The organism is Pedobacter sp. UC225_61 (genome assembly GCF_044452285.1).
Lineage (GTDB): Bacteria > Bacteroidota > Bacteroidia > Sphingobacteriales > Sphingobacteriaceae > Pedobacter.
In genome coordinates this window covers 1,454,787-1,468,918 of the sequence record NZ_JBIOAL010000001.1, presented here as the reverse complement: position 1 = coordinate 1,468,918, position 14,132 = coordinate 1,454,787, and the positions used below count along the sequence as shown (strand labels likewise).

General features: G+C 33.2%; 6 protein-coding genes. All 6 read right to left on the bottom strand.

Features of this window, described 5'->3' with window-relative positions; translation table 11 throughout:
• Positions 1-42: 42 nt before the first annotated feature.
• The 6 genes from ACHMWN_RS07030 to ACHMWN_RS07005 all read right to left on the bottom strand — a co-directional run bounded on the left by ACHMWN_RS07030 (position 43) and on the right by ACHMWN_RS07005 (position 14,082).
• Positions 43-2,838 carry an outer membrane beta-barrel family protein gene (locus tag ACHMWN_RS07030; RefSeq protein WP_397298982.1) on the bottom strand — a complete coding sequence of 932 codons (2,796 nt, stop codon included), beginning with the start codon at positions 2,836-2,838 and terminating at the stop codon, positions 43-45.
• A 278-nt stretch (positions 2,839-3,116) separates the two neighbouring features.
• Positions 3,117-3,527: a VanZ family protein gene (locus ACHMWN_RS07025; RefSeq protein ID WP_397298980.1), complete on the bottom strand. Its 411-nt coding sequence runs from the start codon at positions 3,525-3,527 to the stop codon at positions 3,117-3,119.
• 3 nt (positions 3,528-3,530) lie between these two features.
• Positions 3,531-3,911, bottom strand: coding sequence for a glycine cleavage system protein GcvH (gene gcvH, locus ACHMWN_RS07020; RefSeq protein ID WP_397298978.1), 381 nt, complete (start codon positions 3,909-3,911; stop codon positions 3,531-3,533).
• A 95-nt stretch (positions 3,912-4,006) separates the two neighbouring features.
• Positions 4,007-11,119 (bottom strand): cell surface protein SprA, encoded by a 7,113-nt coding sequence (gene sprA / locus ACHMWN_RS07015; RefSeq protein WP_397298975.1) that lies wholly within the window; start codon positions 11,117-11,119, stop codon positions 4,007-4,009.
• Between the two features lie 56 nt (positions 11,120-11,175).
• A complete protein-coding gene (gene ruvA, locus ACHMWN_RS07010; RefSeq protein WP_397298972.1) occupies positions 11,176-11,760 on the bottom strand; it encodes a Holliday junction branch migration protein RuvA in 585 nt (194 codons plus the stop codon).
• A 6-nt stretch (positions 11,761-11,766) separates the two neighbouring features.
• A complete protein-coding gene (locus ACHMWN_RS07005; protein ID WP_397298970.1) occupies positions 11,767-14,082 on the bottom strand; it encodes an NADP-dependent malic enzyme in 2,316 nt (771 codons plus the stop codon).
• Between the last annotated feature and the right edge of the window lie 50 nt (positions 14,083-14,132).

Below are 14,132 nucleotides of genomic sequence, written 5' to 3'. Positions count from 1 at the left end.
CAATTGAATGATGACGATTTGTATTATTAGGTAAGATTGGGCTTACATTCCACCCATTCTCATTCTTTGACCACCTTGTTGCCCAGAATTTCCATTTAAACCCGCAATTTTGCTTAAAGAATAAGTAACTGAAAACATGTAATAGCGTTTCAACACATTATAATTCAAATCTTGAATAGTGTTTGCACCGCCATTACGTTCAATACCCGTATTCTGATTTAATAAATCGTTAACAGAAGCTTTAAGAGTAATTCTGCTCTTTGTAAATAAGTGACTTACATATGCATTTATCAATGTATAATCAGTATCGTATCCAGCGCCTCTACCTGTCAGCTTATTATAAGTTAAATCTGATTGTATACGAATACTACCTGGAAGTAAATAACTGATATCTATATTAGGAGATAAAGTGTAATATTTTGTATTACTATTTACATTTACAGAATATCTATCACGATACATTGTTCCTGAAATACCTGCAATTAAATCGAGCTTATCTAAATTTGAAACTAGTTTATAACCATTAGTAATTGAATAACTATTGGTAACATTCTCTAAAGTTCCAGAAAAACCTGTTGTTTTTGAATAGCCGCCTCTTAAATCAATTTGAAAATTTAATTTATTTCCTTTAATAATTGGTTGACTAATTGAACCAAATACATTAGCGCTGAAGTTACCATCAACATTCACACTTTTTTGTTCAATTTTACCATAATCATCAGGTCTAGCAGGATCAACAACTACAACTGATTGAGTTGAGAATGCGTTGAACTGTTGATTAATGAAAGCACCAAAAAACATAGAACGATAACTTGCAAAATCAAAATTATTATAAAAGATATTTAAACTATTAGTAAATGAAGGTTTCAAATCTGGATTACCAATTGGTAATGTTTGTGTATTTGTGTTATCCAAAATTGGTGCAATCTGACTAATAGATGGCTGAGATGTACGTCCATTATAACTAATTCTTAAACGCTTACTATTACTAAAATTATATCTGAATTGAGCCGATGGCGTTAAATTAACGAAGTTACGATCAAAAGTATCATTATTGGTAACGTTGAATCTTTTTTGATCTATATTTTGAACAGCTAAACCAATTTGCCAATTGTATTTCTTCTCATTCTTATTAAAGCTAAAACCAAGTGCATTTGTATAAGCTGTATTTTCAAAATTATTACTGTATTTAGCATTAATTAAATCATACTGTCCAGTAATTGGATTAAAATCATAAACCCCTTTCTCTTGGTTATCAAATGAATATACATTTTGATAGTTTAATTCCAAACTTAAGGTTTTAGATAAAGGCTCGGTATAAACCAACCTTGCAGTATTTGATATAGATTTTGAATCTTGATCATTTAATTGATCTGTATTGCTAGCAGCTGGAGCGCCACCATTTATTGATAAAGTTTCTGAAATCTTATTGAAGTTATTTCCATCACTATCATTATAGCTTGTATTGATATTTAATGATAATGTACGACCTCTGCGTTGAAATTTCTTACGCAATAATATACTATTGTTAATTGATGGTGAAGTTGAATTATTTATCAATGCCTGGTTGCCAATAGTTTGACTGCCAACTGTATTATTGTTGATTACTTGTCTATTATAACCAGTTAAAGTATTCCCATTATTTTCCGTGTAGGTAAAATTTGGTTGCCATCTAATCGAAATTGACGAATCTATTTTCGTATCTAAAGTAGCATTAAATCTATGATTTAAACGCTCTGTTGTACTTTCTAAATCTGTACTATTTACTGTGTTAACAGATCCTAATAATCCTCTAGTTAAGCTAGTTTGATCGTTAAATAATGAAGTTTTATTAAAATTGTAACTTGCGTTAAAAATAGTTCCGTTTTTGTAAACGTTAGCATAATTAAATCCGGCCATATTAGTAGTAGTAATACCTTTTTGAGGACCACCATTAAAACCACCAAATCTCATTCCGCCTCCGCCACCAATTCCACCACCAAAGTTTTGCTTATTCACATTGTTAAATTGTCCTATAAGAGACATTTGTTCACTTTGATTAAATCTAGATACACTTAGATTTACATCATATCTATCATCTGTACCATAACCCACGGTATTATTACCTACAAAACCTTTGTTTTTAACACCACCCTTTGTAGTAATGTTAATGATCTTTTCACGATTACCATCATCAACTCCTGAGAATTTAGATTGTTCAGACATGTCATCAATAATCTGAATTTTATCAACCATATCAGCAGCTAAGTTTCTTGTAGCCATTAACGGATCACTACCCATGAAATCTTTACCATCTACTCTTACTTTTTTAATGGTCTCACCTTGAGTTGTAATTGTACCATCTTTAGCTACCTCTACTCCTGGCACTTTCTTTAATAAATCTTCAACAACTGCATTTTCTTTTACCTTCAGAGTAGATGCATTAAATTCTAATGTATCCTTTTTAACTACCACCGGAGGTGTTTCTCCTTTAATTTCTACTGCGTTTAATGTAACACCAGTATCTTCCATGGTTATATTACCAAAGTTAATACCTGGAGCTGCAGCAGTAAGTTCGAAATCTTTGGTAATCGTTTTAAATCCTAAGTACACTACGTATAACTTGTATTTGCCTGGTGTTAATCCATTAATTGTAAATGTACCAGTTGCACTTGTATTTGTACCACCAACGGTACTTGAATCACTTAATCTTTTGATAGCTATTGATGCATAATCAACGGGTGATTTATCTTTGCCATTTATCACTTTACCAGTAGCTGTACCACTAGTTTGAGCATTTGCAAAATAACTCATGAATAAAAGAGCGATGAGTATAGATCTTTGTAAAAAATTCTTCATTTCTATTTTTTATATTTTTTGTAAAGTTACCTATCAGACTAGCGCAAGTCGCAAAAGTTTGTTAAGAAGTGTTAAAATGTGGGTAACATTTTAAATACAACTAACTTTATCGTTACAGAGTTGAATTAAATTGCTTTTTGACGGTAGAGAGGGTGGTTAAATTATGATGTGCATTATTACATTGCATAATTAGCACGAGGCATTTTAGGGCAATGGCAGGAAGGTTTAAAAAGGCTACAAGAATAAACATTAGCGCTAGTGATAAAATTAAAATAAGTTTAAACCTTTTTCTCATTGTAATTTGACAGATGTAATAGAACATAACTAAACACTCCCATACAGCATCCAATCATATCGCTTCCCAAGTCCCACCATTCAGCAGATCTGTATGTAAACACTTTCCATTGTAATAATTCTATTCCACCGCCTAATAGGAAAGAGATAAGAATTATTTTGAATATAGTTAATGAACGAAAAGCATAATTATGTTGGTATTTAATTTTACCGTAAAACAGTAAGATGGTTAGCACATAAAAAAAGCCTAAATGTGTCATTTTATCAAATCCCTCAAAGAAAAATTTTGACGTACCATCACTTTCCGGCATTCTAATATTACAAATCACTAAAACAATAATAGCCCAAACTATAGACCACCGTTGATGTTTTAGTGCTTTGAATAGGTTATTCATTAATTAAGCGCCTACTAAAGCTTTATAGTCATCTGCGTTTAATAATCCATCAACTTCAGTTGCATCTGTTAACGATACTTTAACCATCCATCCTTTACCATATGGATCAGAATTTACCAACTCAGGGTTATCGTTTAAATCACCATTCAATTCTAAAACAGTAGCTGTTACAGGCATAAATAAATCTGAAACTGTTTTAACTGCTTCTACCGTACCAAAAACTTCGTCTTTACTTACTTCAGAGCCAACGCTGTTAATATCAATATAAACGATATCACCTAATTCACGCTGAGCGAAATCTGTAATACCAATAAAAGCTTCATTACCCGACACTCTCACCCATTCGTGGTCTTTAGTGTATTTTAATTCTGATGGAAAATTCATTGTTTTTATGTTAGTTTTTTAATCAATATATTTTTTTGGAGTCTGAAAACTCTATTGACATCAAAGGTAATTATTAAACGCGTTTATACCAATTACTAATTAAGAGTTATACGCAAGCTAAATCCGAAATTACTAAATGAGGTATTAAACGATTGAGAAGTGTATGGTTTAGTGATATTAGAATCGTAGAAAAGCTTCAAGTTAAATCTTTGGTTTAATACGTAATCTACACTTGGTCTAAGTGTAATATTCTTCGCACCAGATGAAACCTCTGCTTCAGCAATATCCGCTCTATAAATTACTGTTTTATTGTCTCTAACAGCAACATCTAGTTTGAAATCCATATTATTATTCATTTTTAGTTGGCTAAACCAGCCAAAAGGAAATCTAAATTTAGTGGTTCGATAACCTAATCCAAATACCATATTATTTTCCGATAATTGTGCCAATTGACTATTTGATAAACTTAATGCCATTATACGTGTTTTATTAATTTCGAAGTTGGCGGTTAAGTTATTTTTCAATCTAGTATCAATTCCAATTAATGGTGCAAACTGTTCTGAAATACTAACTTGCGCAAATTGATATAAAGGCAAGAAATTCTGATTTACATCTCTACTACTTACAAAACCATCTGTTTCTTGGTATTTTAATAAGCTATTAAATCCGTTTACACTATATGTAGAACGATAGCCATGCCTTAAACCTAATTCAGAAAAGCGCTCTGCTAAGAAAGGGATTTTCGTTAAACCACCATATGTAATTCTCCAGTTTGGTAATGGTATTTTTGGTAAATTATTTAAACTTATTGTATTTGCATTTTTGCCTGTGTACGCTGCAATAAATGAAGAAATAACTACATCTTGAGCACTTTTATCATACCCATCTGCATATCCATTTGTATTGCCATTTGAATTTGGATTTTCATTTCCTAAACGACGGGAAATGGTTTGTCTATTTGCCATAAACTCATTGAACAAACTCGAAACAATGCTTCCGTTTTTATCTTTAAACGCTGTACCTAATGTAATAATAGATACACTATAATCGCCTGTTGTAGTTGGGCTCAGATTTCTGAAAGAGCCGACACTATTATCGTATTTAAAGTTTGTGGAATAATTTAACGTTCTATTTCTTGTTGCACTCAGTGTAACTTTAAAATCTGTTAAAGGTTCAATAGTACTTGTTAACTGAAAATCCTCACGCAATGTATTAATATATAACTGTGTTTGAAGTTCATCTGTTGATAACCAACCGTTATTTAACGCCATCTCTCTAATATCTCTTTGGCTACCGAACACAAATCCTAAACCTGGAGCTCCAGTAGCATCATCTATACCAAAATATTTGGTTTTAGGTAAATATCCTGGCAAAAATGTTCCTTTAGTTTGGGTAAAAGCCACATTTATATTTTTAATGCTTGTTAATAAACCTACTAAAACATTAGAAAATTTAGTAACTGAATCTGTTTTATTTAAACTCCTTTTTACAAACCCTAACTTATTATATAAAGTAGTCATACTCAAGGTAGGGTTTACCTGTATTGTTCTTGAATTTTGAATAGTATTACCAAGATTAACATTTGGATCTCTTAATGTAGCCAATGGCTCGGTTTGCCAGTTAAAATTAGTTCCATAAATCGTTGCAATATTAATCCAATCTAAACCAGGTATTTTATTAATTGGTAAATTATATCTGATATTTAAATTGTGATTATAATCTGTGGTACGACCTAATGTTTTCAAGTTCTGCCAAAGTGTATCTCTTTTTAAACCTTCAATTTTTCCATCTGGTTCATCAATGATCGAATAATTTGTAGCATCAAAATCTAAACTCAAAGAGTTGGTTAAATCCCAAGCTATTCCATAAACTCTCGATACCAAAAAGTTCTTATTAAATGTGGTATTAATTGGAATGTAATTATTTGGATCATTATTTCGCAATGTATTTTCTGCATAAAAACGATCAACATCAATTCTAAAGTTGATAGAACTTGGCAACAAGGTGAAATTAAAATCTTTCAATAATTTTAATGTATTTGATTTAATTAGTTTATCAAATGGCAAATAACTTTTAGGCGTACTTGCATAATTATATCCTAGTGAAGCTCTATATGTATTTTGAATACTTGTTTCATTGATAAAATCACGATGTGAGAATTTGCTTTGTGAATAAGAAACATTAAAATTCTCAATATCCCATAACCTTACTTTCTTTTCTGTGTTAAGTCGTTCTTTGCGCACGTTAGTAAAATTAATACTACTTCTAGTGGTATAATCTTGAGCAAAATTTAAAATAGAATCACGTTGAACCTTTGATGTTCCATTTAATGCATTTTTCAATTCGATATCCGGTGTACGAGGATCATATTGCGGTGTAAGTACTTGTTTAGAATAGCTAATGTACATGGGTATTTTGATGCCCGATTTTTGCGGCAAGAATTTACCTAACTCTAAACTTGATGAAACATCAAAAAAAGTATTATCTGACCTATTGCGCTCACTAACTTTCTTTTCCAAAGAGCCAAAACCGATAGTAGATTTACTGCCTGAAATATTTAAATCAGCAAAATCAGCCAATTTCGCATTCATTCTAGCCGTTGCGGCCCAACCACCACGTTCGTCAAATTCAGTTAATCGAAGTTCGTTAAACCAAACTTGTGCATTTTTTTCCATCCCATCATCGCCCGCTGGTGAAGCCGAATTACGCAATGGATTTTTAAGTCCCAACATGTAAACTCTAACCTTACTCATATCTGGTTGACCTTTTACAATAATTGTATTTCCTTTATCAATGTAGGTAAAAGGCACATTTATTGGCCAGGGTAATCCGCCAGTTGTGCGAGCATTATTTCTTGCTGTTTTCGCTTTTTGAAATAACTCTAAATCGATATCCATTTTGTTTTGATCTGGCCAAATAGAATATGGATCGCTGGTACCAGGCAAGGTAACTTTTAATGGCTGGTTATACTCGTAATAATTATCCTGATTATCAGTTCCAATACGTAAAAAAGCACTTAAGTCATTATCAGCTAAATCCGTACCATTAATCGCTTCCAAATGGATATACATTTCTAAGCGTTTGTAAGATCTAAAATCATTGATAGCGGTTTTAAATGCAGCTCTACCATAACCATCTCTTAATTTTTTAATAATTACCGCTAATGATTGTTCATTTTGACGCGTATCTCCACGATAATTGCTAAAATCACGCTCACGTTCAATTCCTGGAGGTACTACATAAGGTATTGGTGTACGCTTACCGTTCTCTTCTATATTTACTGTAGCAACTTCTAGAGTAGAATTATCAGGACTTGCTGGCAATAAAGAAGGATCAGCAATTACTTGAAGAGCCTCATTTTTGGCATTATATTGTCTCCATTCTCCTCTTACCAATTGGATTTTTGCAAATCTTAGAATCGCTGTATCAGCAAAATTGGTCATAAACATTCTAACAAATCGTATCGATTTAAAATCCTGAATTCCACCTACTTTTTGCTGGTATTGCGCTAAAGGAATACGAATTTGGTACCAAGTTGAGTTTTGAGTTTGTCCGTTAGCAAGCTTTACTTGTGAAACTACCTTATCGGTTACAAAATTTTGTCCTACAATTAAATCGCCTGGACGCATAGACACTTTGTACTGAAAATATTCATCAGATTGTGTCATATTGTTATCTCTATTAATGTCTTCGCCATCTGGTAAAGATGTTGATGCCGAATTTTCCAAACCTAATTCTTCGGCAGATTGTTGCGAAGTTTTAGAATTTCCTTCCGTACCGTTGTAATTTTGATACCGTTTTAAAATCCCTGCATTACTATTATCCAAATTTGTTCCTCTAAAATAAGAGTAATCATCAGATGATGGATCATTCTCAAAAGCTTGAGCTGCATCTGGGTTTAATTGTGATTTAATCTGATTAATTAACGCTGCAAATTTCACTTTTTCGTTAACATTTGATAATCCATCCAAACCAACATCTTGTGCTTTTCTGGCAGCTGGTTCATTATCAAAAGCTTGTACAACGGGTTGTAATTTGGCTACTCGTCCCCAATTTGTTTCATCGTATTTAGTTGGATCCCCGTTTGCAGGCAATCCATTTTCTAACGATTTTCTACCATCTTTTAAAATGTCTTCCGAAATATTTCCTATGTTAAAATATAAATCTCCACCTTGTGATGTTGGTTTATACATATACGGATCCATCACCCAAAGCTCAATGTATTCGATATTGTTGGCCTCAAAATCATTAATATCTACTCTTCTGGTAATCCCTCCCCAACGTGTTTTAGGATTAGTTAAAAGGCCGTTTGCAGAAAACCCACTTGGGGTATAATTGTAAGGTCCACGAATGTTTGGGTAATATGCTAAATCTAAAGTTGGTAAATTAATTGCTTGCCCCGTGCTTATTTCTTTAAACGGAAAAACTTCTTGCTCAATTATTTCTCGAACATAGTGATTAGATAATTCAGCCCTATTATTTCTTAAATTTGAGGGTATAGTTGTAGAGTTTTTATTGTAAAATGTAGGGTCGATGTTATAGAAAGCAAGTTTTGCTCTATTGTACCCATAAGCTAAATTATCTACCAATTGCGATTCTGGGAAAAGCTGTGGCGTTCCCGCTATTTGCCAAGGCACTGAACTTTTAAGATCAATAATAGAACGAGATGCTTCGAAATCATCTAAATAACTTGACCCGCCTTTTTCTCCACTAGAATTTATAGCACTCGGATGTCCCGGAATTAGCTGTGCATATTCTCCTGCAAACGTAATACTTGATGGAGCTTTCGTAGATATAAAAGGGATTTTATCAACTAATTTGGTTAAAAATCTCGATGGAGAACTATAATTCATATCGAAACCGAAAATGGTATTTGAAATCGGTTCTTCTAAATAATTTACTTTTTGAGTGAGCGGTTTCTCTGTGAGGTTCATGAAAGTACCACCCAAAGTCAGTTTATTATTTAGATGATAATCAAAACGTGCACCAAAGAGTGAGCGTTGTTGTAATCCAAAAAGTTCGTTGTTTTCTGTAGTAATTCTTATTGGTTGACCCGAAGTTAGCAATGCTGTATTTACAATTTTAACACGTCCGCCTTGATAATCTACAGTAAAATCAGCCCCTTCTTGTAATGGAATTGTTCCGGCAAAAACTTTTACAGAACCTTCGGTTACATTTATAGAATTTAATGAAAATTCCGATGCAATTTCAGATTGATAAGCCCCTTTTATGATGTAAAGATTTTTATTACTAAACTGTTGTTGTGCTGCAACCTTTGTAGAATCGTATAATTGCTGATACGTATATTTATCTGCTAAAGGTTGCTCAGCTGGAAGGTTAAATTTAGCCGCCAAATCACTGCCAAATGGTTCAATCAAAGGAAAAATTATTCTTCCATTTAAAGGATCTATAGTAACATAACCGCTATTTGTATTATTAATTAAACTACTTAATCCAGCCCCAGTCGGTGAATAATTGCTTTGACTATTTTGTTGAGTTTGATTATTTACAAAAGGCTTATCTTCTGCTTCAAAGTCAAAAACACCATCCGGTTTACGTTCTTTTTGCTGATTTAATTGATCTAAATTTGTTAATGTAATGTATTGTTTTAAAGCAGTTTTTGTCCCTTCTCTAATCAAAGGCATTTCTATTCCTGTTTTATCGTCAATTCTAAAAATATCTAATTTAAAGTTCTGATTACTAATTTGATATCCACCTATTGAATAGATGTTTTTCATCATCAAATCCCAAGTTGGTAGGTTAGTTTTTATCGTCTCATTCTTTAATAGCTTCGAATATAAAACTTTAGGCGTCGACTGATCAAAAGTCACATCAGTAGAAAATTCACCAACTTGGTACTCTACTCCATTATACGTATAACGATAAGAAACTGCTAAAACTTCATCAGCATTTAAAGCATTATTTAAGGAAATATAACCTAATTGCGGCTGGAAATTATATTCTCTATCTGTTAATTTTCGAGCATATGTTAGCTTGGCAAAATTATCAGTTGCACCATTTGCTGCAAAATAAGAGATTACACTATTGCTATTTGTTTGCCTAGAATCTGCTGGAATATTCGCTAATAAATTATTGGATTGTGGAGGGAAAGTTGGGTTTGTAAATGCAGACGGTAAAACAGATGAACCGCCTGTTACTTGTGCCGTATTATAAGGTTGATTTTCTCCTAAATCAAGAAAAGCTAACACATCTCTTGAATCTTGTGTATTCCCGGTTTTATTGGTAATCCAAACCTCAATTTTAGTAATTAAAACGCCCGAATTTATTGTTGGTGGATTAGATAAGGATTTATTGTAATTATCTCGGAAGTATTTAGCTAAAAAGTAGTGTTTATTTGCCTCATAATCGCTACCGCTAAGTCGATATTCATTTTGTTGAGCACCGTTATTTATTTGTATTTCTTTAGATTGTGATTTCTGCTGAGTAAATACTGCTGCTACATCTAGTTTACCAAATTGTAATTGAGTTTTAACTCCAAATAAGGCTTGAGTTCCATTAATTAATGTACTATTTAAAGGTAGACTTACATTACCGGCTTCAATTTTTTTAATGATATCATCCTTTCCACCCGTGTAATCTAATTTAACCTGATTCTCAAAATCAAACTGAGCCTCTGTATTGTAGTTCATTTTGATTTTCATCTTCGTTCCTATATCACCAACAACATCCATTTGTATACGTTGATTAAAATCGAAATTGCTTTGAACCCTTTGTCGTTCATTAAATAAAGGGTTTTCATTTTTATTTACTCGACCTAAGAATGTAAGTTCCGCATCTCCACGAGGTTGAATATCAATGGTTGTTCCACCGAATATTTTTTCAAAAACACGACTGTTAATTTTTACCTGAGGGATAATACCAGTTCTTCTTACATCTGCAATCTCTGCATTTGATAAAACACGCCAGTTGTCACGTTTAATCTCGCTGTTAACTAATCTTAAATATTGTTCAATAGTTAAATATTGTGGAGGCGAGTACAACCTATTTCCAATACGTTCAGTAATAACATATCGTTTGTTTTGTGCGTCGTATTCAACTTCCCTTTTAATATTTTCAGGTAAAGTTAAAAATGGATTAGTATAGGTTCTTAGACCTAAATATTGCTTTTCACGTAAATTAAAAGAGTTTTTTGACGAATCGGCTCTCGATTGTAAGGGCGTAATTTGAGAAAAGGCACTCTTGCCCACAAAAATAAAAAACAAGAAAATACTTAGAATAAGTGCGTTTCTCAAGCGAAATTAAATTATAAATTTTTTAAAGCTATTTTAATCATTTGCTCTACAGTTAAATCCTGATCTGTTTTTTTGACAGCATTATCTATGGCTTTTTCTGCAACTTGTTTACCAAATCCGAGCATAATTAATGCAGATAACGCCTCATCCCTTGTTGTATTATGTAGCGGCATAGAAATTAAAGAATCTGGACCTTCTTTCTTTAATTTATCTTGTAATTCTAGTACGATTCTTTGTGCAGATTTCGCTCCTATCCCCTTAATTTGCTGTATTAAAGCCACATCAGCTTGTATAATTGCATTTTGAATTTCTACAGGAGTAATTGATGAAAGCATCATTCTACATGTAGTTGGTCCGATACCAGAAACTGAAATTAAGTGTAAAAACAGTCTTCTTTCACCTTCATCTGCAAAACCATACAGTGTATGCGCATCTTCTTTTACATGCAACCAAGTGTATACCTTGCATCGCTCTGTATTAGCCAAAGCGGAGTAGGTATTTAGCGATATATTGATGTGGTAACCAACACCACCAGCTTCTACAACAATATATGTTGGACACTTAAATGTCAACTTCCCATCAATATATGCAAACATGAGCGCTTATTTTTTAGCTATTCTATTTAAAATACTTCTTTTTTTTGAGTTTGATGTTTCTTCTTTTCCTTGTACATCTAATACCGCAATTGTAATCATATTTACAATTTCTCTTACCGAACTACCTAATTGTACAATATGAACAGGCTTTTTTAACCCTAATAAAATTGGGCCCACAGCTTCTGCACCACCTAATTCTTGCAAAAGTTTATACGCAATATTTCCAGATTCTAGGTTTGGGAAAACTAATGTATTTGCTGGTGCATCTGCCAAACGGCTGAAAGGGAAATTCTCTCTTAACATGGCATTATTAATAGCAAAGTTACCTTGCATATCACCATCCACAACAATGTTTGGATACTGTTGGTGTAATGTTTTAACTGCTTCTCTAACTTTTTCAGGAACTGTTCCTTCATTAGAACCAAAATTAGAATACGACAATAATGCAATTCTCGGTTGAATATTAAACTTCCTCACCGATTTTTCCAATAATAGTGTTAAATCTACCAATTCTTGAGCAGTCGGATCTACATTTACTGTGGTATCACCGAAAAATACAGGTCCTTTTTCAGTCATCATCATGTACATACCTGCTACACGATTTACACCTTCTTCAGTACCTATAACTTGTAATGCTGGTTTAATTGTAGATACATAATTCTTTGTTAAGCCAGAAATCATTGCATCAGCCTCGCCAAACTCAACCATAGAAGCACCAAAATAATTTCGATCTCTTAATAATTTGTTAGCTTCAAACAATGTAACTCCTTTACGCTGTCTTTTATTATAAAGAGATTCAGCGTATTTCTTCATTCTCTGTGGCTCTAAAGCTGGCTCTATAATTTGAACACCTTCAAGGTCTAAAGCATTTTCTTCTATAATTTGCTGTATAGCTTCTTTATTCCCTAATAAAATAGGAATTGCAATGTTATCATCTTTAACAATTTGAGCAGCTTTTAAAATTTTATAGTTATCCGCTTCCGCAAATACCACACGTTTAGGAGCAGATTTCGCCTTATTAGTGATAGCACGCATAATTGAATCATCCATTCCTAAACGGCGTTTCAATTCTTCTGCATATGCATCCCAATCTGTAATCGTTTTACGTGCAACACCAGATTCGATTGCTGCTTTTGCAACTGCCATAGAAACATTCGTCATTAAACGAAAATCCATTGGCTTTGGAATAATGTATTCTTTTCCAAATTTGATATTACGAGCATTATATGCCATATTTACCGCCTCTGGTACGGTTTTTCTAGCTAATTCAGCAATAGCACGAACCGCTGCAATTTTCATCTCTTCGTTAATGCTGGTTGCTCTAACGTCTAAAGCACCTCTAAAAATATAAGGGAATCCTAAAACGTTATTAACTTGATTTGGATAATCTGAACGACCAGTTGCCATAATCAAATCCTTACGAGAGCTAATTGCTAAATCGTATGCGATTTCTGGGTTTGGGTTCGCCATTGCAAAAACGATAGGGTTTTTAGCCATCGATTTCAACATTTCAGCAGTTACACAATCTGCAGATGAAAGTCCGATAAATACATCCGAATCTTTTAAAGCTTCTTCCAGTGTATCTATTTTACGAGTTGTTGCAAACTCTCTCTTTATCGCATCTAAATTCTCACGATCGTGACGAATAACGCCACTTCTATCACACATGACGATATTTTCTTTTTTCGCTCCTAGCGAAACATATAAACGAGAACAAGAAATTGCAGCGGCGCCAGCACCATTAACTACAATTTTAATCTTATCCATTTTTTTCTTTTGTAAATCGCATGCGTTTAACAAGGCCGCTGCAGAAATAATTGCAGTACCGTGTTGGTCATCATGCATTACAGGAATATTCATTTCTTCTTTTAAGCGGCGCTCGATTTCAAAACACTCTGGTGCTTTGATATCTTCTAAATTTACTCCACCAAAAGTTGGCTCTAATGACTTTACTATTTTTACAAAATCATCTACATTTTTAGTGTCAAGTTCTAAGTCAAAAACATCAATATCAGCAAATATTTTAAACAACAAGCCTTTACCTTCCATTACTGGCTTACCTGCTTCTGGACCGATATCTCCTAACCCTAAAACTGCTGTACCATTACTAATTACAGCAACCAAATTGCCTTTAGCTGTGTATTTATATACATCATCTTTATTTTCAGCAATTTTTAAACAAGGCTCGGCCACACCTGGCGAATATGCCAAGGTTAAATCCCTTTGTGAAGAATATGGTTTTGTAGGTACAACCTGAATTTTGCCTGGTCGCCCTTGCGAGTGGTAATCTAAAGCGTCTTGTTTTCTATTTGTTTTACTCATAAAATACTTTTTGGTAACAGGCAAAGTTACAATTATTTTCTACGATGCAC